General features: G+C 62.0%; 25 protein-coding genes. 14 read left to right on the top strand and 11 right to left on the bottom strand.

Going from position 1 to position 22,468, the window contains the following annotated elements:
• Positions 1-4: 4 nt before the first annotated feature.
• Positions 5-904 (bottom strand): alpha/beta fold hydrolase, encoded by a 900-nt coding sequence (locus ATO7_RS04070; protein ID WP_083559757.1) that lies wholly within the window; start codon positions 902-904, stop codon positions 5-7.
• 366 nt (positions 905-1,270) lie between these two features.
• On the opposite strand from ATO7_RS04070, the gene ATO7_RS04075 reads away from it, so the two are divergent.
• The gene (locus ATO7_RS04075; protein WP_083559759.1) at positions 1,271-2,401 is read left to right on the top strand and encodes a GGDEF domain-containing protein; all 1,131 of its coding nucleotides are present in this window, start codon (positions 1,271-1,273) and stop codon (positions 2,399-2,401) included.
• On the opposite strand, the gene ATO7_RS04080 is transcribed toward ATO7_RS04075, so the two are convergent.
• Positions 2,398-3,138, bottom strand: coding sequence for a sulfite exporter TauE/SafE family protein (locus ATO7_RS04080; RefSeq protein WP_083559761.1), 741 nt, complete (start codon positions 3,136-3,138; stop codon positions 2,398-2,400). The genes ATO7_RS04075 and ATO7_RS04080 overlap by 4 nt on opposite strands.
• 32 nt (positions 3,139-3,170) lie before the next feature.
• Complete coding sequence (yjgA, locus tag ATO7_RS04085) at positions 3,171-3,683, bottom strand: ribosome biogenesis factor YjgA (RefSeq protein WP_083559763.1); 513 nt, start codon at positions 3,681-3,683, stop codon at positions 3,171-3,173.
• Positions 3,684-3,888: 205 nt separating this feature from the next.
• On the opposite strand from yjgA, the gene ATO7_RS04090 reads away from it, so the two are divergent.
• From ATO7_RS04090 to ATO7_RS04100, 3 genes are all read left to right on the top strand, one after another.
• On the top strand, positions 3,889-4,587 hold the full coding sequence (locus ATO7_RS04090) for an MBL fold metallo-hydrolase (RefSeq protein ID WP_083559765.1): 699 nt from the start codon (positions 3,889-3,891) through the stop codon (positions 4,585-4,587).
• 114 nt (positions 4,588-4,701) lie between these two features.
• Complete coding sequence (locus ATO7_RS04095; protein WP_083559767.1) at positions 4,702-6,066, top strand: lipase family protein; 1,365 nt, start codon at positions 4,702-4,704, stop codon at positions 6,064-6,066.
• Complete coding sequence (locus ATO7_RS04100) at positions 6,063-7,526, top strand: M28 family peptidase (RefSeq protein WP_083559769.1); 1,464 nt, start codon at positions 6,063-6,065, stop codon at positions 7,524-7,526. Before ATO7_RS04095 ends, ATO7_RS04100 begins: the two co-directional genes overlap by 4 nt.
• On the opposite strand, the gene ATO7_RS04105 is transcribed toward ATO7_RS04100, so the two are convergent.
• From ATO7_RS04105 to ATO7_RS04115, 3 genes are all read right to left on the bottom strand, one after another.
• A complete protein-coding gene (locus ATO7_RS04105) occupies positions 7,523-8,347 on the bottom strand; it encodes a helix-turn-helix domain-containing protein (protein ID WP_158523029.1) in 825 nt (274 codons plus the stop codon). The genes ATO7_RS04100 and ATO7_RS04105 overlap by 4 nt on opposite strands.
• Before the next feature lie 61 nt (positions 8,348-8,408).
• The gene (locus ATO7_RS04110; RefSeq protein WP_083559773.1) at positions 8,409-9,224 is read right to left on the bottom strand and encodes an SDR family NAD(P)-dependent oxidoreductase; all 816 of its coding nucleotides are present in this window, start codon (positions 9,222-9,224) and stop codon (positions 8,409-8,411) included.
• Positions 9,221-10,519, bottom strand: coding sequence for a flavin-containing monooxygenase (locus tag ATO7_RS04115; RefSeq protein ID WP_083559775.1), 1,299 nt, complete (start codon positions 10,517-10,519; stop codon positions 9,221-9,223). Before ATO7_RS04115 ends, ATO7_RS04110 begins: the two co-directional genes overlap by 4 nt.
• Positions 10,520-10,595: 76 nt before the next feature.
• Here ATO7_RS04115 and ATO7_RS04120 point away from each other — a divergent pair, with 76 nt between their 5' ends.
• A complete protein-coding gene (locus ATO7_RS04120; protein WP_083559777.1) occupies positions 10,596-11,216 on the top strand; it encodes a TetR/AcrR family transcriptional regulator in 621 nt (206 codons plus the stop codon).
• On the opposite strand, the gene ATO7_RS04125 is transcribed toward ATO7_RS04120, so the two are convergent.
• On the bottom strand, positions 11,199-11,966 hold the full coding sequence (locus tag ATO7_RS04125) for a MauE/DoxX family redox-associated membrane protein (protein ID WP_083559780.1): 768 nt from the start codon (positions 11,964-11,966) through the stop codon (positions 11,199-11,201). The genes ATO7_RS04120 and ATO7_RS04125 overlap by 18 nt on opposite strands.
• A gap of 72 nt (positions 11,967-12,038) precedes the next feature.
• On the opposite strand from ATO7_RS04125, the gene ATO7_RS04130 reads away from it, so the two are divergent.
• Positions 12,039-12,419 (top strand): MerR family transcriptional regulator, encoded by a 381-nt coding sequence (locus ATO7_RS04130; RefSeq protein WP_083559783.1) that lies wholly within the window; start codon positions 12,039-12,041, stop codon positions 12,417-12,419.
• On the opposite strand, the gene ATO7_RS04135 is transcribed toward ATO7_RS04130, so the two are convergent.
• Positions 12,416-13,621 (bottom strand): winged helix-turn-helix domain-containing protein, encoded by a 1,206-nt coding sequence (locus tag ATO7_RS04135; protein WP_083559785.1) that lies wholly within the window; start codon positions 13,619-13,621, stop codon positions 12,416-12,418. The two genes, ATO7_RS04130 and ATO7_RS04135, sit on opposite strands and share 4 nt — an antisense overlap.
• A gap of 111 nt (positions 13,622-13,732) precedes the next feature.
• Between ATO7_RS04135 and ATO7_RS04140 the strand changes: the two genes are divergently transcribed.
• Entirely contained in the window at positions 13,733-17,059 is a 3,327-nt protein-coding gene (locus ATO7_RS04140; RefSeq protein WP_083559787.1) for an adenylate/guanylate cyclase domain-containing protein, read from the top strand.
• On the opposite strand, the gene ATO7_RS04145 is transcribed toward ATO7_RS04140, so the two are convergent.
• Both ATO7_RS04145 and ATO7_RS04150 read right to left on the bottom strand, forming a co-directional pair.
• A complete protein-coding gene (locus ATO7_RS04145; RefSeq protein WP_146680135.1) occupies positions 16,981-17,490 on the bottom strand; it encodes a peroxiredoxin family protein in 510 nt (169 codons plus the stop codon). The genes ATO7_RS04140 and ATO7_RS04145 overlap by 79 nt on opposite strands.
• Complete coding sequence (locus ATO7_RS04150) at positions 17,483-17,953, bottom strand: cytochrome P460 family protein (RefSeq protein WP_083559791.1); 471 nt, start codon at positions 17,951-17,953, stop codon at positions 17,483-17,485. Before ATO7_RS04150 ends, ATO7_RS04145 begins: the two co-directional genes overlap by 8 nt.
• A gap of 107 nt (positions 17,954-18,060) precedes the next feature.
• On the opposite strand from ATO7_RS04150, the gene ATO7_RS04155 reads away from it, so the two are divergent.
• From ATO7_RS04155 to folE, 7 genes are all read left to right on the top strand, one after another.
• Complete coding sequence (locus ATO7_RS04155) at positions 18,061-18,387, top strand: winged helix-turn-helix transcriptional regulator (protein WP_206044782.1); 327 nt, start codon at positions 18,061-18,063, stop codon at positions 18,385-18,387.
• 61 nt (positions 18,388-18,448) lie between these two features.
• Positions 18,449-18,886 (top strand): MarR family winged helix-turn-helix transcriptional regulator, encoded by a 438-nt coding sequence (locus ATO7_RS04160; RefSeq protein WP_083559795.1) that lies wholly within the window; start codon positions 18,449-18,451, stop codon positions 18,884-18,886.
• Positions 18,887-18,892: 6 nt separating this feature from the next.
• Positions 18,893-19,639, top strand: a complete 747-nt coding sequence (locus ATO7_RS04165; protein WP_083559797.1) for a siderophore-interacting protein — start codon at positions 18,893-18,895, stop codon at positions 19,637-19,639.
• An 80-nt stretch (positions 19,640-19,719) separates the two neighbouring features.
• The gene (locus ATO7_RS04170; RefSeq protein WP_083559799.1) at positions 19,720-20,424 is read left to right on the top strand and encodes an RNA polymerase sigma factor; all 705 of its coding nucleotides are present in this window, start codon (positions 19,720-19,722) and stop codon (positions 20,422-20,424) included.
• 61 nt (positions 20,425-20,485) lie between these two features.
• Positions 20,486-20,824, top strand: coding sequence for a hypothetical protein (locus tag ATO7_RS04175; protein ID WP_083559801.1), 339 nt, complete (start codon positions 20,486-20,488; stop codon positions 20,822-20,824).
• Between the two features lie 3 nt (positions 20,825-20,827).
• Positions 20,828-21,268 carry a DUF2231 domain-containing protein gene (locus tag ATO7_RS04180; protein WP_146680136.1) on the top strand — a complete coding sequence of 147 codons (441 nt, stop codon included), beginning with the start codon at positions 20,828-20,830 and terminating at the stop codon, positions 21,266-21,268.
• 77 nt (positions 21,269-21,345) lie between these two features.
• Positions 21,346-21,984 (top strand): GTP cyclohydrolase I, encoded by a 639-nt coding sequence (gene folE, locus ATO7_RS04185; RefSeq protein WP_240499418.1) that lies wholly within the window; start codon positions 21,346-21,348, stop codon positions 21,982-21,984.
• Here the strand turns inward: folE and ATO7_RS04190 are convergent.
• On the bottom strand, positions 21,965-22,411 hold the full coding sequence (locus tag ATO7_RS04190; protein WP_083559806.1) for a group II truncated hemoglobin: 447 nt from the start codon (positions 22,409-22,411) through the stop codon (positions 21,965-21,967). The two genes, folE and ATO7_RS04190, sit on opposite strands and share 20 nt — an antisense overlap.
• Between the last annotated feature and the right edge of the window lie 57 nt (positions 22,412-22,468).

Consider the following 22,468-nt stretch of genomic DNA (forward strand, 5'->3'; position numbering starts at 1 on the left):
AGAGTCAAACGGCTCCGGCGCTGATGTGATCCAGTATCAGTGCGGCCAGACGCGGATTCAGCGTCGGCGGAAAATCGTGGCCCCAACCCTTGATCACTTCCAGCCGGGCCAGCGGAATGGCGCGGGCCAGCGCGCGGCCACCGGACACATTGACCAGCGGGTCATCGCTGCCGTGTATGACCAGGGTCGGCAGGTTCAGCTTCTTCAGGCGCGGTTCGCGATTGGACGCATTCATCACCGCCTGGGACTGGCGCAAAAATCCGGGACCGTTGAGTCCCCGATCCACGCAGGCCTCGACCTGCCGGGTCAGTTCGGCCTCATCGGTGGGATAACCTGCCCCCTGCAAAAGGCTCCACTGTTTGACCAGATGCTTGACCAAAGAAGCACGATCCCGCCCGGCAGGCGGCTTGAACAGCGACTTCAGCACCGAGGCGCGGGCCTGGCCGACCGAACGTCGTCCCGAGGTGGTCATGATTAAGGTCTGGCTGGCGATGCGCTGCGGGTAATGCATGGCCAGTTCCTGGGTGATCATGCCGCCCATCGAGGCCCCCACCACATGGGCGCGCTCGATCTGCAGATGATCCAGCAAGGCCACCGCATCGGCCGCCATATCAACCAGCGTGTACGCCGAAGGCAGGCTTTTTCCCAGACGCCAACGCAGCAAATCCAGTGCGCCGTACTTGTACGGGCGTGGCGCATCATGCAAGCGCGACAGCCCCACATCTCGGTTGTCAAAACGCACCACCTGATAGCCACCGGCAGCGAGCATGTCGACCAGCGCATCAGGCCACTGGATGAACTGGCAACCCAGACCATGAATCAGCAAGACATCGCCACGTTTTTCGCCACGCGGTGGCGTCACGTGGTATTCCAGATCAACTTCAGTGGTGTGCAACTGCGGCATAGTTTTGCTCAAGATAGCGCGGCTCAACGCCCTAGCTTATCGCATGCCGAAAAGCATCCACAGAGCCTGTGGATAAACTTGTGAACGACGCGCTAACAGCGCAGCTAAGTGCTTGCCAGCACACACAAAAGAGCACCCTGATCAGAAAATGACCAAATGGAAATAACCCTTTGTTTTCATTCGCTTACAGAACACCCCCTGACACATGGAAGACGCTTGACAGACCTCACATCAGGCGGGTCCGAAAGCCGCCACTCAGTGAATAACCAAAAGCCCGTCTTTTGGCGATTTTTCAGACCAGAGTCCGGCTCGAACCCCATCGCGCACGCGCAGACACTAAGATAGCGGCTTCGCCATGGGGCTGTTATGACCAATTTTCCTCGCCAAGCGCTCAAAAGCTCGCTCAACAGCGGACTCTCCAGACGCCGCAAATTGCTCTCGCGCATCAGCTGGTTGAGCATCATGGTCTGGCCGGTACTGAGCTACATGGCCTACAAGACCCGGCCACTGGAGATTTACACCATCGCCGGGCTCGGGCTGATCAGTGCCTTTTCGGTGGTCGTTGTGGTGCTTCTGGCCTTCGGCAACGACAAGCACTTCTACCGCGACGCCCGTCTGTTTACCGGCGTCTACATGATCGCCACCGTGGCACAAACCGCCAATGTGCTGTTCGGCTCCACCGAACCGCTTTATCTGAACGGACAGCCACCCTTAATCATCGCCGGCTATCAGATCATCGCGGTGCTGGCCTATGTCACGCTCGACCGCACGTCGGCGATGCGCATGACCCGCGCCTTCACCCTGGCGCTTGCTGGCCTGATCATCGGGCATGCAATCGCACACTGGTCTCAGTTCACCAGCTACTACGCCTTGGCCCTGACCTTCTCCATGGGCTGCCTGCTTCTGCCCGGCACCCAGTTGCTGCTGCGCATTTACCTGGATCTTCACCTCGAGGCATTGAACGAAGCCCAGCAACGCGAAGCCGAACACCGCTCCGAGCTGGAGGCCAGCCATCGCCGCCAGCTTACCGATGGCACAACCGGCTTGCTCAATGAACAGGGCCTACAGGAACGCCTGCACGAATGGATGAACCACACCGAAGAGTTTGGTGTAATCGCGTTCAGGCTGGATGATGAACACACCGTTCGCGAGTTGCTCGGCGAGGCTGCCTACAACGAACTTCAGCGTGAAGCGGCAGCTGCACTGACCCACTGGATTGGACAGCCAGACCAGGTGGCACAGCGCGCTGCAGGCGAACTGCTGATGTGGACCACCAAGGCCGACAGCACAGACAATCTGGAACAGATAGCCCGCCAGTTGATCGAACAGCTGCACGCATTACCCTGCGTGAGCCGCCAGCACAAAGTCACGGTGCGTTTCCATGCTGCCGGCAGCCTCAGTCAGGGGCACCTGGATGTGAGTTTTCTACTCGAGGAAGTCAGCTTTCGACTGTTTATGGCTCGCCTTCGCGACAGCCGCACCTGCTTCGACGCCTAGTAACGCGCCCACAACCCGAGCCCGCCCGAGAAAGCCAGGCGCAGCGCCAGCACGATCAGCACCAGTTTGAACAACAGCGCAAACTGCTTGCGCGAAACCAGCCGCATCAGGCGGCGCCCAAAAAGCGTGCCCACGGCAACCGCGACCATCAACGGCACAGCCAGCGTCCATTGCGCCAGCAAGCCAAACCCGAGCATGCCGAAAGCTGCAATCTTGAGCATATGCCCCACGGTTTGGCACAGCGCCAGCGTGCCCACCGTGGTTTCCTTGCTCCAATTGCGATCAAGAAAGAACGGGCCGATGATCAGCCCGGTGGCGCCGATCACCATACCCACTGCGCCATTCAGTGCCCCCGCAACCAACATTTTGCGCCGGGTTGGCCATTGCGTATGCAGCGCGGAGGACACACCCGGCATTAAAGACAGCGCAATCGCCAGCGCCAGAATCAGCCGGATCACGTCGGCATCGGCACGTGCAATCAAGGGTGCCGTTAAGAACGGCAAAGGCAGGCAAGTGAGCGTGAACCAGGCCGCACTGGGCCAATCGATGTCGTGCCGATAGGCCAGTGCTCTGCTGGCGTTGGACACCGCTTGCACGGCCGCATGCAGGGGCACCGCAACGACCGGAGCCAGCCCGACTGCAAACATCACACCGATGAGCAAGGTGCCACCGCCCAGCCCTGCAATGGCCGACAACGTTGCCCCCACAAAGGCTGCAATCGAGAGTATCCAAACCATGGGCTTATCCCGCGCGCACCACCGCGATCAGATCAGGCTCCTGCAACAATGACCTGCCTCACAAACCGCAGCAGCTCACGCTGCGCCGGCGAGGGTTTGGTTGGGTCAGCTGTCTTGCTCGCCTTACGCAACATCTGCCGCAGCGGCTGAATCTCGACCTGCGGATACTGGTCCACAAATGCCGTCACCGCAGCATTGCCCTCGGCGATCAGCCGATCACACCAACGCTGCGCCGAATGTGTGGCCTGCATCGACAAGCTGCTGCTCGGATCGACTTTGTCCATGGCCAGAGCAACTGCATCCGCGTCGTGTTCGCGCAACAATTTGCCGATGCGTTTCACATGCCGCCGGCGCGCTTCATGTGAGGTGATGCGTTTGTACTCAATCAACGCATCTCGCAAATTTTCCTGCACCGGAAATGCCGCGATCTGAGCTTTGCTGAGGCCGGTCAAGCGCAGTCCAAGCGCCTGCAGCTCGGCATCTTCGCGCTTGAGTTGGCTTTTGCTAGGGCCGTCGTAGGAGGCCTGGTCTTCGGAGTCGGACACGCGTTAAGGCTTGGCAAAGGGGCTGTATTGTAAGGCCACCGGACCGCTTGGCATGGGATAAGCGTTTGCGCTGACCATGGAGAGTGAATAGACAGAAGCTAACGCGTCGTTTTGAACATTCAATTTCATTTTATTAGATCAATCTAATATTATTGATACATGGCATAAGCACACCGCTTCCACATTCCCTGAACAGGAGGACGTCATGATCTTTCGCCAGTTCTTCGAACCCGAATCAAGCACCTACACCTACCTGCTGGCATCCGGCAACGGCCGTGAAGCGCTGATCATCGATCCCGTCAAAGAGATGACCGCGCACTACCTGCAAGCCATCCACGAACTGGATCTCAAACTGGTCCGCGCGATCGACACGCACACCCATGCCGACCATGTCACAGCCCTGGGTGATCTGCGCGACCAAACCGGCTGCGTCACCATCATGGGCGAGTTCACCAACGCCCAGTGCGTGTCGGAGCACGTGCGCGAGGGTGACATCGTGGATATCGACGGCGCCCGCCTGCAGGCCATCTACACACCGGGCCACACCGACGAATCGTTCAGTTTTGTGCTCAACCCCACCGCCCCCGAGGCGGTGTTCACTGGCGACGTGTTGCTCATCCGCGGCACCGGGCGCACCGACTTCCAGAATGGTGATGCTGAAAAATCCTGGGATTCCATCACCAACAAACTGTTCGTGCTGCCCGACACCACCCTGGTCTACCCGGCACATGACTACAAGGGCTGGACAGCCTCGTCCATCGGCGAAGAGCGCCGTTACAACCCGCGCCTTGCTGGCAAGAGCCGCGAGGAATATATCGACATCATGCACAACCTGAACCTGCCGGATCCCAAACAGATGGATGTGGCGGTGCCCGCCAATCTGGCCTGCGGCCAGCCGGGCTGAGGAGACCCACAGCCGACACAAGTCCGTCACTTCATACTATGCCGCCGGGCGGCTCCGACCGTAACGTGTTGCGCCGATCACACAACAACACGAAATCCTCGGAGGAGACGCCCTGTGGTTTTCAAATTCTGCGTGCTGGCCCTGGCCAGCGCAGCGGCCGGCTTTGCCTGCAACGCCTCGGCGCAAAGCGTTCCTGACACCCCGCAAACTGCCGTGCCCCAGGTGCAGACCAGCAACTGGCAGGGTCTGGAACCCGGCGTGCTGGTGGAAACGCATCCTGCCGGGGCCACCAGCCAGGTCGACGGCGCAGCGCAAGCGCTGTTCGTGCGCTACACGACCCGCAATGTGCAAGGTGAGCCGGCGCTGGCCTCCGGCCTGGTGCTGTTGCCACAAAACCAGGCATACCCCGACGGCCAGTGGCCGCTGGTGGTTTACGGCCACATGACCACCGGTGTCGCCGACGCCTGCGCGCCGACTCATGGCAGCGAAGACTCCAGCGAGCTGCGCCGCATGCAGCAGGGCGACAGTCTGGCCAGCGAGCTGCTCGCGCGCGGCGTGGTGGTGGCCCGCCCTGACTACGAAGGTCTTGGCGAAGCCGGCCCACACCCCTACCTGCGAGGCGACTCGCTGGCTCGCGCTATGCGCGACATGGCGTCAGCCGTAGCCGCTCAGTGGCCGCAGATCGGCCCCAACTGGGCAGCCGCCGGACATTCCGAAGGCGGCGTGGCCGCACTGAACAGTGGCAACCGGCTGCACCCGCCGGCCCGCGGCCTGCATCTTGCGGCGGTGGCCGCGATCACGCCGGTGACCCAGCTGGAGAACCTCATCACTGCAGCTGAACCACTGCCGCTGACCGGTCCGGCCATCGACGTGGCGGTCGCTCTGGCTGCACTGGTGCTCAAAGGCATTGCCAGCGTGGACCCGGATTTCGAGCGTTTCCTGCTGCTCGAAGGTGGTCTGTCGGAGCAGGCCATCGCCCTGTGGCCCGACCTCGAACGCCTGTGCCTGCAGGATCTGGCCAGCGCTGAATCCTGGGGCGGCCTGTCGCCACATGCCCTGCAAGGGCCCAATGGCGATCAGGGCGTGGCCGAGATGCGCAGCGCTCTGCGCAAGGATGATGTGCGCCTGCTGCCCATGCGCCGCGATCTGCCGATCCGCATTGATGCAGGCCTGCTCGACAGCGTGGCCTTGATCCCGTTTACCGAACAGCTGGTGATGGAATACCGCCAGCGCGGCTATGACGTGACCTACGCGCGCTGGCCGGCCGAGCACTCGCCGACCGCCGACATGGCCGCCCCGGCGATCGCCCAGTGGCTGATGGAGCAGGCTTTCGACCCGGCCCGCATGGCCACGCCAGCTCACACCGACGCCCTCGCCTCGCGCGGTGGCGTCAGCAGCCCCTTGACCCTGTTCCTGCTCACGCTGACGGCCCTCGCCTCACGTCGCCGTCTGATCACGATTCGGAGGACCGGCGCATGACCCGGCACGCCAGCAAGACCTCACCCACCGCCCTTTCGCGCCGCCAACTGCTTGGCCGCCTATTCGCCGCCGGCGGCAGCCTGGCACTGCCCGGCCTGATCAGCGCCTGCCAGAGTCAGGGCGGACGCGAAGCCGCCATAAACGCACTGAGCGAAATCGACCCCATGTCACCGCAGCGCCTGCATCGCTGGGTCGAAGAGCTGTGCGGCTTTCAGCCCCGCTGGGCCGGCTATCCGGCCGAACGCCTGGCCGCCAACTGGCTGGCCGAGCGCCTGATGGCGGCCGGACTGGACACCCACATTGACGCCTACGCCTTTCGCAAATGGCAGCTTGATGAGTGGTCGGTCAGTCTGCTCGAGGACGCGCAAACGGTGGCGATGAAAAGTTTTCCGCTATGGTCCAGCCGCGCTGGCAGCGGCACCGCCGAACTGGTCGACGTGGGCTTTGGTTCCGAGCTGGAACTGCTGGCCCAGGATCTCACCGGCAAGGCCGTGGTGGTCACCGGCAAAGCCCTGCTCAACGTGTTCGCCACCTATCCCGACACCTACCATCGAGCCGCCGAACTCGGTGCCGTGGCCATGTTCGTGACCTCGGATGCACCGGACAATCTGATCCGTCCGACCAGCACCAGCCAGAACTACCTCGATGACAACCCGATCCCGGCCTTTCAGATGGGCGCCCGGGACCTCGCACGGCTGCGCCAGGCGGCGCGCAACGGCGGGCAGATTCAGTGGAACCTGCAGGCCCGGCACGAAGACGGCCTGACCCACGATGTGATCGGCCACCTGCCCGGCTCCGGCGCACAGGATGGCCACATCCTGATCTGCGCGCACTACGACGCCTGGTTTGCCGGGGCGCTGGACAACGCCACCGGTGTCTCCGGGCTGATCGGCCTGGCCGAACACTTCGCCGCGCTGCCGCAGAGCGAACGACCGCGCGACATGACCTTCCTGGGGGTCACCGGGCACGACGCCGGCTACCCACATGGCGGCATCACGCACTGGCTCAGCACCCACCAAACCCTGATCCCCGAACTTGATCTGTTCGTGAACCTCGATCATCTGGCCGCGCACGGCGAGGAGCACATTTCGCTGGGCGGCATCGTCGACATGCTGGGCCTGAGCCTGGAACGCCCCGGGGATGAAGAACGTGCGCTGTTCACCACGCAGCACCCGGCCTTGCTGCGCACCTTCAGCCCGTATCTGCTGCGCTACGGCCTGCTGGCCGTGCCCCTGCCCACCGTGCCGCAGGTCAATGCCAATGGCGACCTTGAAGGTGCCGTCGGGCTGCTTGATGTGCCCAGCGTGAACCTGACCATGGCCACACCGCACTATCACACCGAGCGCGACACGCCGGACCGCATACCGCCGGAACAGCTCTCACGCGCGGTCCAGGCGCACCGTGATTTCATCAGCGACATCATGCAGATGTCGCGTGCGCAAATCCGTTCGCCGCTTTAGCCAGGCGGGCCGCAGTTCACCAGCGTCACATACTTGGGGTCGACCACGGCCGAGGGGTTCATGCCGAAAAGCTCGTGGAATGCACGATCGGCATGAGCCAGATCATGGAAACCGGCACGGTGCGCCACTTCCGTCATGGTCAGACCACGCTTCCAGAAAAATGAGGCGCGCCAGACGGCGCGCCAACGCGCGTAGTCCGGGATGGTAAAGCCGGTCTGCTGACGGAAAATCTCGCGCAGCCGTGACGCTGACAAATGCACCTGCGCCGCCACCGCAGCCAGGCTGACCTCGTTCAACGGCATCTCGTCCAGCACCTCGAAGGCCTTGATCACGCGCGGGTCCGGTGTGGCCGGCTCGAAAGGCTGCTCGGTCAGCAATTCCATAACCTGGCGCACCAGCGCGTGGATACGCTCGGCCGGCAACACCTCGCGCATGGCCATACGCAGCTCGGGAATGACCGGTGCAAACCGCTCAACCGGCAGTTCCAGCAGTTCCTGATCAGCCAGCATGGCCCGCACCGCGGCGTACTCCGGGCGATCCAGCGGCAAATAGAACAGGGCTATTTCGCTGTCGATCGCGGCAATTCGTTTGCGCGGCGCTTTCGGCGCCACCAGCGACACCCGGGTGGTGATGCGGCGCCCTCCCACCTCAATCATGTAGGGCTTGGCACAACCGATGCGCAGGGTCGCGGCCAGCGGCCCGGTGGGACGATCCAGCAGCAGGGAGCGGGCCAGCAGCAACAGGCTGCAGGGCCAGTAATACAGGGTCATCCCGTGGGGTGCGGGGTGGGCCTGAAAGTTGTCCGGTCCAGGCGTCGTCATCGCCACCATGGCCGGGCACGCCACAGCGTGCGGGAGTCTCCGTGCATACGGAGATTCTAGCTCAGCGTGGGCGCTCCAGCGTGGCCAGATAGCGTTGCCGTCCGCGTTCGCCCAGTCTTTCCATCAGCGGCAGGATCAGCGGAATCAGCCACGGGAAACTGCCAACCAGACGACCCGACAGGCTGTCGCCCCAGGACGGATAGATCTCAACCTTGCGGCTGCGCAGCGCCTTGTCGAAAGCCTGGCCGATCTGCTGGACGGTTTGCGGGGTGCTGACGAAGTTCAGCGGACTGCCATTGTTGCGCGCTTCAAAGCGCAGCATCGGCGTATCCACTCCACTGGGATAAATGCCCGACACGTGCACGCCGTGGCTACGCAGCTCGTTGTGCAGGCTCATCAGAAAACCGCGCAAACCGAATTTGCTGGCCGCGTAACTGGCACTGCCTTTGAGCGCGATGATCCCGCCCATCGAGACCGTGGCGATGATGTGGCCACGCCGACGTGGCTGCATGTGACGGGCAAAAGCACGCAGCAGATGAATGGCGGCGCGCAGATTGACCTCCAGTTCCATGTCCAGCTGCGCCGGATCGGCGTCGACCAGCATGTTGGGAAAAACGATCCCGGCGTTGAACACCGCCACATCGTATGCTTGCGTATCCTGCTCGATGTCCTGGCACAGCTGGCCAAGCGCCGCGCGATCGCTCAGATCGAGCGCACGCAAGCTCGGCGCAGGCAGGAAATCCAGCGCTGCTGCGACGGCATCGACATCGCGATCCACCAGCTCCAGGGCGTAACCCTGGTCATGCAGGCGGCGCGCGATTTCCGGCCCGATCCCGCCACTGGCGCCGACCACGATGGCGCGGCGCATGGCCGTCATGCCGCAGCCCCGATCTCACGCTTCACCTGCCCCAGGACCTTGAGGTAAGCATCAACATCGACATAGTTGGCATGCCGCGGCGTGGCGATGTAGCGATGACCGCCGGTGAGATCAGGCTGATGGCTGCGCTTCTTTTCGCTCAGCTTGCTTGCCAGCGGGGCATCGCGCCCGGCCACCGCGTCGGCAACGATCAGCTCGGCCATGTGGTCGAAGTTGGTGTAGGCCGCCGAGGCGAACTCCAGAAAACCCAGCACCGCCAGATTGTCGTAGCGCTTGGAGAACATGCGCAGATACAGATCCGGACGACCATTCTTGTCGGCCCAGGCGTCGCCCGGCAGGAACGGGCTGGCGTGCTGGTAGCCGGTGGCGGTGATAACCAGATCGATACGCTCGCGCGAACCATCTGCAAACACCACCTCGTCGCCATCGAAGCGCTCCACCGCAGGTTTGGCGATGCAGTCGCCGTGGGTGATGTAATGCAGGATCTGGGTGTTGACCAACGGATGGGATTCGAACACCCGGTGGTCGGGCTCCGGCAGGCCGTATTTTTCCGGCTTGCCGTTGAGCAGGCGCAGGAGCAGACCGAACACCCATTGCTGCAGACGAAACGGCAATTTCGGGCCTTTGGTGGCAATCACGTCGGCGGGGATGCCCATCAGATGTTTGGGCACGAAGTGATAGCCACGCCGGGTGCTCAGAAAAGCCTGGTCGCTGGCAAAGGCCGCATCGCAGGCGATGTCCACGCCGGAGTTGCCACACCCGATCACGAGCACGCGTTTGCCGCGAAATTCCTGGGCCGAACGGTAGCTCACCGCGTGGCGAATCTCGCCGTTGAATTGCCCCGGCCAATTGACCAGATTGGGCTCCCAGGTCACTCCGTTGGCGCAGATCAGATAGCGCGCAGCGAGGCGACGACCGTCGCTCAGCTGCAGGGTCCACACACCGTTGTCATCGCAGCTGGCGCTGGACACCTCGGCATTGAATTGGATGTGCTGGCGCAGATCATGATGATCGGCATAGCTGCGGATATAGCGCAGCAACAGGCGATGACCGGGGTAGTCGGGGTAATCCTCCGGCATCGGAAAATCCGGGAAGCCCGAACAGGTGCGCGAGGAGATGAAATGAGCCGACTCGTACATCGGCGAGCCGGGCGCATCAATATCCCAGATACCCCCCACATCTTGGTGGCGCTCGAGTGTGACGAAGCGCACGCCAGCCTGCGCCAACCGCCGGGTCAGCAACAGGCCACCTGGTCCCGCGCCCACCACGATCACATCCAGCACGTCATCACTCATCGCTCACCCCAATACGTGACCAATAGTCACTTTCATAAAACGTGAGTGTTGGTCACGTTTGCGTTACTGTCAAGCCATGTCCAACGCCCCTCGCCAGACGCTGCGCCGCCAACCTGAACAGGCACGCGCGCGAAAAAACCTCAGCGCCATGCTGGATGCGGCCGCACAACTGATTAACGAATGTGGCACCGATGGTTTTTCCATGGCCGAACTGGCGCGCCGTGCCGGGGTTTCCAAACCGGCGCTGTACCGCTATTTCCCCAACAAACAAGCCGTGCTGCTGGCCCTGGCCCAGGCCAGCTTCGAACAGAATCACGCCCTGGTGCGCGACAGCCTCGAACGCAACCCGGGCGATCTCAACGCGGCCATGCGCGAAGCCATGCACCGCTATTGCGCGCTGCACCGCTCGGAACCTTTTCGTATCCATCTGCGCGCCGCCATGCATGCCGACCCGGAGCTTATGGCCCTGGACTTTGCCGATTCACGGCACAACGCCGGCCTGGTCGAAGAGGCGCTGCGCAGCCAATTCCCGAGCCTCGACGCCGTCGCGCTGCGCCACCATCTGATGCTGATCATGGGCTGCTCCGACGCCGTCGCCCTGATGACCATCCAGGTCGACGACGACGAAGCCGAGCAACTCATCGAGCGCTTTGTGCACATGAGCACCGCCAGCCTGCCGCTAGGCCAGCAGCTTTGAACCCATCCACACGGCCATCGCGATCATCATCAGATTCTCGGTCAGCGATACAAAGCCCAGCGGTACATTGCTGGAGCCGCCGACACAGGCGCATTTGAGGGCCCGCCGGTCGAGGTAAACCGCCTTGAACACCGACACCGCACCAATCGAACCAATACCCAGTGCCAGCGGCACGGACAGCCACATCAGCGCACCAGACAACATCAGCACACCGGCCAGACCTTCGGCAAAGGGATAGATGTAGGAGTAGCGCACCCAACGCTGAGCCAGCAGGTCGTAGTTGAGAAACATGGTTGCGAAGCGCTCCACGTTCTGCAGCTTGAGCAGCGCCAGCACCACCATGCTGAGGGAAACAAACCACTCCGCCGCGCGCACGGTCAGCGCGTTGCCGTACACCGCGAAGCTCAGGGCCAGGGCACTCAGCGCGGTCATGCTGAACAAGGCCACCACCGGGGTGTAGCTGGTCGCATCAGGATCGGCCGGTGCTCGTCCGAGAAAACGACGCAGATCCTCGTAGCCGCCGATGCGCTGCCCGTTGATGAAAACCTGCGGGGTGGTCTTGACCGCATGCTCGGCCTTGAACGCCTCAACCGCCTCGCGCGAACGCAAGGCACGATCATCGACCGTGTAACCGGCGCGCTTGAGCAGATCTCTGGATTTCAGGCCATACGGGCACAGATGCTGATCCATGACCATGCGATAGAGCACCGCATGGCGCGATTGCGACGACTCTGTTTTGCGTAACGACATAAGCACCTCCTGTGTGTGCGAGTGTTGTCCGCCATGCTAAGTTCCGTACCACAGTACGGAGTCAAGCCCAGCATGCTCTCAATCGGAAAATTCGCCACGGCAGGCGGCGTTGGCGTGGAAACGGTGCGCTACTACCAGCGCAAGGGCCTGCTCGCGGTGCCCGACGCGCGCGACGGCATACGCCGCTACGACGCCAACGCTCTGCGCCGCCTGCGGTTCATCCGCAAGGCCCAGGCGGCGGGCTTCACCCTGGCGGAGATCAGCGAACTGCTGGCTCTGGACGCCAGCCGCGATCGCAGCCGGGCGCGCCAGCTCGCCAGCACGCGGATCCGTGCACTGGATGACAAGATCGATGAGTTGCAACGCGCGCGTCGGGCCCTGACCCGCCTGGCCACAGAATGCGCCCAGGGCGATCACGGTCCCTGCCCGATCCTCGAAGCGTTTGAGGTCTAGGCGGTCTGCGCAAGCGCGTGCGCCAGCAGCTGACCGGCACGGTCCTGCGCCGCCGGCTGCCACACGACCTCATCACAGGCGTTGAAGCGCGCCACCTGCCACAGCTTGTCAGCCAGCTTGGCGATAAAGTCATCCAGCGTCTTGAGCGGCTGCTCCAGATGAAAGCTGCGCAGGATCAACTGCCGCTTTTGTCGATCAGCTTTGGGATCCAGCCGCCCCACAAGCTGCGTGCCATACACGATGGGCAGGCAGTAATAACCAAACTCACGCTTGCTGGCGGGCACAAAACACTCGATCTGGTAACGGCTGTCGAACAACTGCTGGATGCGCTTGCGCTGGATCACCGCATTGTCGAAAGGCGACAGCAAATGCACACCGCGGGCCACCCGGGCAGCCGCCAAACGTTCCAGCTGCGCTGGCAGCGCGTACCACACGCCCGGCCGCCCGGCGATGCTCAGGGCAAGCACTTCGCCGGCCTCACACATGCCCGCCAGCATCTGCGCAATCCCCTGCCGGGTGCCTTTGCGCAGGTAACCGAATTCCGGCTCCATGGCCACACCATGGGCGCGCAGCGCGCGTTCGATGAGATAGCGGTAGAAGGCATCGTCGCTGGGCAATGTGGTGTCCAGCCCGCTCGGCAGCAGGCGCTCGGGCAGATCGTAAACCTTGTTGAAGCCCTCACGGTGGCTGACCATCAGCTCGCCCTGGATGAACAGCTGTTCCAGGGCGATCTTGGCCGGCTTCCAGTTCCAGCCCCAGGCATCATTGGCGCGCTGTGCAGGGTGTTCAAAATCCTTGGCCTTGAGCGCGCCCTCGGCGCGTACCCGCGCAAGCACCGCATCCATGGCTTTGCGATCCGGACTGCGCCAGTGGCGCTGACCGCAGGCGATGGCATGCATGTAGCGCCGACAGTAGCGGTAATCCTGCATGGGCAGATAGGCCGCCGCATGGGCCCAGTACTCGAACACCCGGCGCTCGTGCTGAAGCTGATCCAGATGCGCGGACCGGTAGCTCGGCACGCGCGTCCACAAGCAGTGATGATGCGAGCGCTGAATCACCGAGATGGTGTCGATCTGTACGTAACTCAGCTGCTCGATGCAGCGATACACCGCCTCCTTGCCGCGCCCGAACGGCGCCCGCGCATGCAAGCCCTGGCTGACCAGCGCCAGACGCCGCGCATCATGTAACGACAGATTCAACATGGACCGCCCGCAAGCCGTGCATCAAGGCCATACGATACGTGTATCAGCCTGCCGATTGTTGCTAGTCTGAGGCTCGGCCAGGCTGGCCTGTGGCCACAACAAGGAGGGCGGATGCACTGCCCCGACTGCAAGCACGACAATCCCGCAGCATCCCGGTTTTGCAACAACTGCGGCAGCGCATTGCCACTTGCCTGCGCGCAGTGCGCACACCACAACCCGGCCACGGCGCGCTTCTGCAACCAGTGCGGGCATGATCTGTCAGCGCCGAAACAAGCGGACGCGCGCGCGCCCGGCAGCTACACCCCACGCCACCTGAGCGAGCGCATTCTGACCAGTCGCAGCGCCCTGCAAGGTGAGCGCAAACGCGTCACTGTGCTGTTCGCCGACGTCAAAGGTTCGACCGAGATCGCCGAAGCGGTGGGCGACGAGGAATGGCACGAAATTCTCGACCGCTTTTTCGCCATACTGAGCCACGGCGTGCACCGCTATGAAGGCACCGTCAATCAGTACACGGGCGACGGCATCATGGCGCTGTTCGGCGCCCCGATTGCGCACGAAGATCACGCCCTGCGCGCCTGCAAGGCTGCCCTCGACATGCAGGCCGAGCTGCGTCGCTACGCCGACGAGCTGCGCATCAGCAAGGGCCTGAACCTGTCGGTACGCACCGGCATCAACTCCGGTGAAGTGGTGGTCGGCAAGATCGGCGACGACCTGCGCATGGATTACACCGCCAAAGGCCAGACCGTGAATCTGGCCGCCCGCATGGAGCAGATCGCCGAGCCTGGGCGCATCTACCTGACCAGCTACACCGCCAGCCAGATCGCCGGTTATGTGCGCCTGCGTGATCTCGGCAGCCTGCCCATCAAGGGCCTGAGCGAACCCGTCAAGGTGTTCGAACTGGAAGGCCACGGCGCGGCCAAAACCCGCCTGGATGTCTCCCGTGCCCGCGGCCTGTCGCATCTGGTCGGGCGTACACGTGAACTCGAGCAGCTTGAACAGGCCCTGCAACAGGCGCTGGCTGGCCAGGGCCGCAGCATCGCCGTGGTGGGTGACGGCGGCATCGGCAAAAGTCGTCTGTGCTACGAACTGCTGGAACGGGCGCGCACACGCAATATTGCGGTCTACAGCGCCACCGGCGTGCCCTATGCCAACGCCGTGCCCCTGTATCCGGTGCTGGGTCTGCTGCGCAGCTTCTTCGCCATCGAGGAGCAGGACAGCGCCATTGAGCAGCGTCGCAAGATTGCCGGCACCCTGGCCCTGATGGGGCACGACTGTCGCGAAAGCCTGCAGTTGCTGTTCGAGTATCTGGACGTGGCCGAGGCCGACGCGACACCGTCTGCCGTGCCTGCCGAACAACGCCAGCAACACCTGTTCGAGATGATCTGTGAAACCCTGCCGGGGCAGACCAGCATCATCCTGATTGAAGACCTGCACTGGGCCGATGCCGCCAGCGAGGCTTTTGTGCAGGCGCTCAGCCAGGCCATCAGCAACAGCCGCAGTTTGCTGGTGCTGAACTACCGCCCCGACTACCAGGACGCCTGGCTGGCCGGCCAGGCGCATCAGCGCATCGCCCTGCAAGCCCTGGGAACGGCCGAAGTGGCCCAGCTGATCGACCAGTTGCTGGGCCCCGAAGCCGCCCTTGGTCCGGCCCGTGCACGGCTGTGCAAACAGGCGGCAGGCAACCCGTTCTTTGTCGAGGAAGCGGTTCGCAGCCTGGCCGAGCAAGGCTACCTGAGCGGCAGCAGCGGCGCTTACCAGCCCGGCCGCACGCTCGACAGCGTGGTCATCCCCGACAGCGTGCAAGGCCTGCTTGCTGCACGCATAGACCGGCTGGAAGACGCTGACAAAGACGTGCTGGCGCACGCCGCAGTGATCGGAAAATCCTTCAGCGCCACGCGCCTGCAACAGCTCATGTCGATCCCGGAAGAAGCACTGACCCGGAGCCTGCAGACCCTGCAATACGGCGACTTCATCCAGCCCGCCGAATGCCCCCAGGATTATGATTTCTACCATCCGCTGACTCAGGAAGTGGCCTACCGCAGCCAGCTGCGCGAGCGCCGCGCCGATATCCACGCACGTCTGGCCCAGGCCATCGAAGCCGAGCTCGACGGACGTGAGCATGATGAGCGCAGCGTGCTGCTGGCCCATCATTGGGAACGCGCCGGCGACCACGCCAAAGCCACCCAGTGGCAGTTGCAGGCGGCCTTGTTCGAGGGTGTGATGCGCGAGTCACGCGCCGCAGCGCAGCGCTACCGACACGCCATCCGCCTGGCCGACGGCATCGAGGACCCACAACAGCGCCTGCGCCTGTCGGTGCAGGCCCGCGCCGGCATCCTGCGCACGGCCGCCGTGTTCGACGTGCCCGAAGACGAAAGCCAGAGCGCCTACACCGAGGCGCGCGACATGCTGGCTGAACTTAACGATCCCCTGCTCGAGGCCGAGCTGCTGATCGCCCATGGCGGCCTGCAGCTGCAACAGGGCGATGCCGACGCGGCCGTGGCTCAGACCAGCAAGGCCATGGGTATTGCACGAAAGCTCAAACATGCCGGGCTGATCGCACGCTTTCGCATTCCCATTCTGCTCGCCTACTTCTCCGCCGGACGTCTGTCGGAGGGGCTGGAGGTTCTCAACGAGCCCGGCCAGACAGCCTGGTACGAAGGGCCCATCACCGAAAGCAATTTCCTCTCCCGGGCCTTTCGCGCCCTGATGCTGAACTACATGGGCCAACCTCAGGAAGCGCGCCGCCAGTTGCTTCAGGCCATCGCGGTTGAAGGCACCGCCGGACGCACGGTGAGCTGGATGCACGCCAATCTGGTTGATGTGGCGCGCGTGGGCGGCCGCTACGACATGGCCATGCGCGAGGCCCGCCACGCGGTCGAGCGCGTGGAACAGTTCGGCAGCCCGTTCTTCCGCGCAGTGGCCTACCGCGCCCTGGCGGTGGCGCATGGTCTGAATGGCAACTGGCAGGACAGCCGCAAGCTGCTTGAAACCTACCTGCCGGAGGTGCAACGCGGCGGCTCCGCACACCAGTTTGAGGCCGTGCACCTGGCCCACCTGGCTGAGGCCCATCTGCATCTGGGCGAGATCGACAAAGCCCGCGAGCGCGCCGAACAGGCCCTGCGCTCGGCCCTCAACTCGCACAGCCGCATCTGGGAATGTCAGGCCCGCTGGATACTGGCGCGCATCCTGCGCAGCAGCGGCGAACCCGAGCAGGCTCTGCAACATCTGGATGCACTGGATGCCCTGATCCAGACCACCGGCGCCATCAGCTTCCAGCCGTTCGCCCTGCGCGAGCGGGCCGCACTAAGCCACGACCCGGCCCAAAAGCGTGCACTGCTGACGCAAGCCGAGCAGCTGTTTCAGGCCATGGACGCGGATGTTTCGGTGCTGTGCTCACAAAGCAACGCACAGATGGCCGACGACACCGCCATATCTTGAACCGCGCCAAACCAGTGCTTACGCACTTGGCCGCGCCGATCAATCAGGATCAAACTTGGTGTGCCACGCAGCGCATACGCCTGCATGGTTAACGGAATCGGTCCGTGCGCAGCAGCCTGGTCGATTGCAACCGGAAAACTCACCGCATATTCGTGCAGGAACACGCGCAGCGCCTCGGGCGTCATCACCGCATGGTGCTCAAACACACTGTGCAGGCCGATCACCGCGACCTGAGCCGGGTCGAAATGATCAGCGATACGTTGCGCTTGCGGCAGGCCATGCCCGACGCAGCCTGGGCACAACATCTGGAACGCGTGCAGCACCACAACCTTGCCACGTAATGCCGGCAAACATGGTTCTGGCTGCCCAGGCGCAAGACCCAGCCATTGCGAGACTCGCCACACCGGCGCGTTGACGCCTTGCTCAGTCACGCCAACTGCTGAATACGAAATCATCCTGCTCACGCGCAGTGTGGCAGGCATAGCAGGCTTGCGCCGCCTTATCGCCCACCAGCGGCTTCTTCGGGTCTCCACCGGCATAAGCTTCAAACCCCCAGCCGCCGGTCTCGACAAAACGCTTGGAATCTTTCTTCATCAACCCCAGAACCTTGCGCTCACCCTCGATCACGCTGTGGCCGCCAGATTGCGCGGCAAGTAGATCAAAGGCGATGACTGAGCCTTCAGGAAATGTCCCACCACGGCGATAACCCTGCATGGCCGTCGCGTTGGCGTACAGGTGGTGCAAACCGCCAAAGGCTTCGTACAACGCATGGCCGGGTTCAATCAGCATGCTCTTCACATGCGTCCATTGACGGTAATCCGGCGGAAACGCCACATTCGTCTCGGCCTGGGCCGAACTCATCAGAAACAGACTCAGACATACCAAGATGCGCATGACGTACTCTCCAAGAGGTGTGTTCGGCGTACACTAGATCTTGGCCAAGACACTGAAAATACCGAACTTTTCAGTCAGCTACCTGACATTTTGGTAAGGATTGCGAGATGCCGGAGAAAAAACCCTGCCCCAATGCACACGCCATGGTCGAGTCGATCGTCGGCTGCAAGTGGTCGCTGCAGATTCTTGCGCAAATCCAGCACGGCACCCATCGCCCGGGCATGATCGAGAAATCGATAGCCGGGCTGTCCACCAAAGTCATGAATGAGCGCTTGGTCAAGCTTGCTCGTTTCGGCATCCTGCAGCGCCAGGTCTTCGCTGAGGTACCACCGCGGGTGGAGTACCGCTTCACCGATTTTGGCCAGCAGTTCCTTACGGTCCTGCGAGCCATAGACCAACTCGAGGCCCAACGCTCTGATGAATCAGGCGAATAGTTGATATTATCAACCAGTTCATTTAGGTTGACAATATCAACCAAATGCCCGCCGTCGCGCCATGCCCCAAACTCATCTGGACGATGCTTTGCATCAGCTCCTGCACGCCTACAAAAACCAGCTAAAAAAAGGTATCCGTGACCACGGGATTGACCTGCCTGTTACCCACATTCGTGTGCTTAAAGGCGTAGGGCGGCTGGATCACTGCACAGCGGGTCTGATTGCTCAGCGCATGGACCGGGACAAAGCACAGATCACGCGCATAGTGCATAGCCTGCTCGCTGCCGGGCTGATCGAGAAGCGTGACAACCCAGCCGACCAACGCAGTCAGTTATTGGCCCCCACTACCACGGGCCAAAAAATTCTCCACAGCCTGGAGCTCATCGAGGCCAATGCGGTGGCTCAGCTAACCTACAATCTGAGCGACCGCGACCTCGCGGCGTTTCGCCGCATCAGCACCATCATGATCAACAATGCCCCCACAGCGGCGAAGAGATAAGTGCCGATGTCACGCCAAGCCCCCAGAACATTGCAAGTGCTGCGCAGCCAGCTCATAACCCCGCACATGCGACGCATCACTCTCGGTGGCCACGCGATGGCGGAATTCCCCGCCCAACAGCAAAGCGCTTACGTCAAACTGATGTTTCCGCAGACGTCTGAGCAACGCCCCGTGTTGCGGACCTACACCATCCGGGCCCAACGCGAGGGTGAGATCGATATCGACTTTGCGCTGCACGAACGCTCTGGTCCAGCCACCCGCTGGGCTCGCCAGGCGCAAGCAGGTGATCGGATTCTGCTCGGCGGCCCTGGCCCCCGGAAACTGATCAACCCGGACGCTGACGCATTCCTGTTGATTGGCGATATGACCGCGCTTCCGGCAATCGCTGTGAATCTCGAACGTCTTGGAAACGACACCCGTGGTCACGCCATCATCGAGATTCCCAGTGATGCTGACATGCAACCCCTGCAGCATCCGCCGGGCCTGCAGCTGCATTGGGTTGTCAATCCAACCGCCGACCCCAGCGGAACAACCTTGGCCGCCCAACTCTCGCGCATTCCCTGGCCAACAGGGCGGGTTTCCGTTTGGGCTGCCTGCGAATTCAACAGCATGCTGCGCCTGCGCCAGGCACTCCGCCAATCTCATCAGATTCCACGAAGTCATCTGTACATTTCCAGCTACTGGCAGATCGGCCAATCAGAGGACGGGCACAAGTTGATCAAAGCCCAGGACAATGAAAAGCACGTCGCATAAAGGCGTCCAGCATCGACGGGAACGACCATGATCTTCGCGGCATCCAAGGTGTTAAGACTTGCTCGCCGCGCCAACGAATCATGCCCAATGGAACATCAGTAAATCGGGAGGTCAACGCCGATTGCGTGCTGGCCCAACGCATCGCGAACCAAGACCTGGCAGCGCTGGAATGCCTAATGCGTCACTACAACCAGCGCTTATTCCGCAGCGCCCGCAGCATTCTTAAGAACGATCAGGATGCGGAAGAAGCTGTGCAAGACGCCTATTTGAGCGCTTGGCTCAACATCAGCAGTTATCGCGCGGAATCACAGCTGTCGACCTGGTTGACGCGCATCGTGATCAATCAAGCACTGATGCGCAGACGCAAGCAGCAACGCCGTGCTGCAATCGTCCCCATCGTGCCCCAAACCGAGGCCGAGGAGGTGGAGCTCATGCCATACGACACCACCGACACACCCGAGCATCGGGTGGAGCGGGATGATGTTCGACACCTGATTGAACGCAATATTGACGATCTCCCAGATGGTTTTCGCCATGTTTTTGTCTTACGCGCACTTGAAGATCTGAGCGTGGAAGAAACCGCCCAGTGCCTGAATATTCCTGAGGCGACTGTGCGCTCGCGGTTCTTTCGCGCACGCGCACAACTGCGCGAAGCGCTTGCACGCGAGATGGACATGAATGTCTGCAACGCCTTCAGGTTTGATGGACAACGTTGCGACCGGATCGTAGTCAACGTGCTCGCGCGCATCCACAACCAGCTGCGGGAACGCGCGCAGATCTTGTGACATCCGATGTGTTGTGAGGCCTTGCACTCACGCCCTCTTCACAACCCTTCGGACTCATACCATGTTGATCTATGCGATTGGACTTTTCGCCGTTGCCGCCGCCGGCGGTGTGTTGCTGGCCACTAGTGTTCTGCGCAAGCGACTCGCGCCCTGGGCACTGTCGTTGCTTCATGCGCTGCTTGGTGCTGCCGGGCTGATCCTGCTGATCGCCCTGATCGTGCGCGGTGGCGCATCTTCTGCCCTGATCAGCGGCTTCGCTCTGCTGCTGGTGGCCGCGCTGGGAGGCTTCGTGCTAGCCGCCTTTCATGTGCGTCAGAAAGTCGCCCCTAAAGCTTTGGTGCTGACCCATGCCGGGGCTGCCATCATCGGGTTTTTCATACTTCTCAGCCTGACGTTTTGAAACGTGCGCCACCCCACGCATCCTGCCCTGGTGCATCTGCCAATAGCGTGCTGGGTTTTGGTACTGCCGTGTGATCTGGCCACATTCTGGTTCGGCTCAATCGCTTCAACCCTGGCCAGTCTGCTGCTCGCTATCGGCTGCAGCTTTGCACCGTTGGCGATGATCGCCGGGCTGCTCGACCTGGCCCGTATCGTCGAACGCCAAGCTCTACGCATCGCCTACCTCCACATGCTGTTAATGCTCATAACGAGCCTGATTTTCACGCTGCGTCTGGTTGTGGGCCTGGAGCAATGGCAGCCGCGCCCACCTGATCCACAGAGTCTGAGCCTCGACATCTTTGGACTGATCTGCCTGCTGCTAGGGGCATGGCTGGGCGGTGAACTGGTCTACCAACACGGTATCGGCACTGCGCAGCAACGCGACAAACAGGAAACCCACGCATGAACGCGAATGTTCAAATTCCAACACTCAACAAAGAGCACGAGCAACCGGACAGTACAGCTGCGCGCATTCGCGCGCGCTTGCTGGCTGCCGGTCAGCGTTTTCACGCCAATGACAACATTTCTGCTTTCCTGGAACCTGGTGAACGTGAGGCCATATGCAAAGAGGTCGAACACCATGTCCGCAAGACGCTGTGCGCACTGGTGATCGACGTTGATCACGATCACAACAGCCAAGACACTGCACGGCGCATCGCCAGCATGTATATCAACGAACTGTTCTCAGGGCGCTATGAAGCCCCGCCTGCGATGACACGCTTTCCCAACGCCAACGCCCTGGGCGAATTACAGATCATAGGCCCCATCGCAGTCCGCAGCACATGTTCTCACCATCTTTGCCCAATCATCGGTCAAGTTTGGATCGGACTCCTTCCTCAGCCAGACAGCACGCTGATTGGCTTGTCAAAGTACGCAAGGCTGACCCGTTGGATCATGCGGCGTCCGCAAATTCAGGAAGAAGCCGTGGTTCACCTGGCCGATGAACTCGAACAACAACTCAATCCAACCGGGCTGGCTGTCTTGATGCGCGCGCAGCACTACTGCATGCACTGGCGCGGCGTAAGAGATGAAAATGCCATGATGACAAACACGGTCATGCGTGGCGCACTGTTTGAAGACGCCACATTGCGCCACGAGTTTCTCACTCTGATTGGGTCTTGAGGCCCGCTTGCACAGCGCAGCGATCCGTAATCCGCTGGGCCGGCACAGCAAGCTGCTCACGCAAATAGGCGCGCAGTTCATCCGAATACGGTTGCTCGGCCAAAGCCTCGGCCATGCAGTTCAGCCACATGTCGCGCTCGGCGTTGGTAACCGGCAGATGGCCATGCACCTGCGGGATATTGATCGGGCCGTACTTCTCGCGGTAGCGCCGCGGCCCACCCATCCAGCCGCATAGAAACCGGGCCAGCTTGTCACGCGCCTCCGGCACGTTGCGGTGCCAGTGATAGATCCTCGCGTAGGCCGGGTTCTGCCCCATGATGGCGTAAAAGCTGTCGACCAGACGACGGATGCCGGCTTCGCCGCCGGCCGCCTGATAGGTGGCGTCCAAGGTTCCAAAAGCGGCTGCAGGGGGCTTTTGTTCAGACATTTAGTTGCTCCTACGCAATGTTCAGATGCGCTGAAACGCGCACCCTAACGCGCTTCA

It is taken from the genome of Oceanococcus atlanticus (assembly GCF_002088235.1).
GTDB lineage: Bacteria > Pseudomonadota > Gammaproteobacteria > Nevskiales > Oceanococcaceae > Oceanococcus > Oceanococcus atlanticus.

Excerpts from the sequence above, each read along its gene's own strand:
- ATO7_RS04070 (WP_083559757.1), bottom strand. The coding sequence starts at position 904 with ATGCCGCAGTTGCACACCACTGAAGTTGATCTGGAATACCACGTGACG.
- ATO7_RS04075 (WP_083559759.1), top strand. The coding sequence starts at position 1,271 with ATGACCAATTTTCCTCGCCAAGCGCTCAAAAGCTCGCTCAACAGCGGA.
- ATO7_RS04080 (WP_083559761.1), bottom strand. The coding sequence starts at position 3,138 with ATGGTTTGGATACTCTCGATTGCAGCCTTTGTGGGGGCAACGTTGTCG.
- ATO7_RS04090 (WP_083559765.1), top strand. The coding sequence starts at position 3,889 with ATGATCTTTCGCCAGTTCTTCGAACCCGAATCAAGCACCTACACCTAC.
- ATO7_RS04100 (WP_083559769.1), top strand. The coding sequence starts at position 6,063 with ATGACCCGGCACGCCAGCAAGACCTCACCCACCGCCCTTTCGCGCCGC.
- ATO7_RS04105 (WP_158523029.1), bottom strand. The coding sequence starts at position 8,347 with ATGACGACGCCTGGACCGGACAACTTTCAGGCCCACCCCGCACCCCAC.
- ATO7_RS04110 (WP_083559773.1), bottom strand. The coding sequence starts at position 9,224 with ATGACGGCCATGCGCCGCGCCATCGTGGTCGGCGCCAGTGGCGGGATC.
- ATO7_RS04115 (WP_083559775.1), bottom strand. The coding sequence starts at position 10,519 with ATGAGTGATGACGTGCTGGATGTGATCGTGGTGGGCGCGGGACCAGGT.
- ATO7_RS04120 (WP_083559777.1), top strand. The coding sequence starts at position 10,596 with ATGTCCAACGCCCCTCGCCAGACGCTGCGCCGCCAACCTGAACAGGCA.
- ATO7_RS04125 (WP_083559780.1), bottom strand. The coding sequence starts at position 11,966 with ATGTCGTTACGCAAAACAGAGTCGTCGCAATCGCGCCATGCGGTGCTC.
- ATO7_RS04130 (WP_083559783.1), top strand. The coding sequence starts at position 12,039 with ATGCTCTCAATCGGAAAATTCGCCACGGCAGGCGGCGTTGGCGTGGAA.
- ATO7_RS04135 (WP_083559785.1), bottom strand. The coding sequence starts at position 13,621 with ATGTTGAATCTGTCGTTACATGATGCGCGGCGTCTGGCGCTGGTCAGC.
- ATO7_RS04140 (WP_083559787.1), top strand. The coding sequence starts at position 13,733 with ATGCACTGCCCCGACTGCAAGCACGACAATCCCGCAGCATCCCGGTTT.
- ATO7_RS04150 (WP_083559791.1), bottom strand. The coding sequence starts at position 17,953 with ATGCGCATCTTGGTATGTCTGAGTCTGTTTCTGATGAGTTCGGCCCAG.
- ATO7_RS04155 (WP_206044782.1), top strand. The coding sequence starts at position 18,061 with ATGCCGGAGAAAAAACCCTGCCCCAATGCACACGCCATGGTCGAGTCG.
- ATO7_RS04160 (WP_083559795.1), top strand. The coding sequence starts at position 18,449 with ATGCCCCAAACTCATCTGGACGATGCTTTGCATCAGCTCCTGCACGCC.
- ATO7_RS04165 (WP_083559797.1), top strand. The coding sequence starts at position 18,893 with ATGTCACGCCAAGCCCCCAGAACATTGCAAGTGCTGCGCAGCCAGCTC.
- ATO7_RS04170 (WP_083559799.1), top strand. The coding sequence starts at position 19,720 with ATGCCCAATGGAACATCAGTAAATCGGGAGGTCAACGCCGATTGCGTG.
- ATO7_RS04175 (WP_083559801.1), top strand. The coding sequence starts at position 20,486 with ATGTTGATCTATGCGATTGGACTTTTCGCCGTTGCCGCCGCCGGCGGT.
- ATO7_RS04190 (WP_083559806.1), bottom strand. The coding sequence starts at position 22,411 with ATGTCTGAACAAAAGCCCCCTGCAGCCGCTTTTGGAACCTTGGACGCC.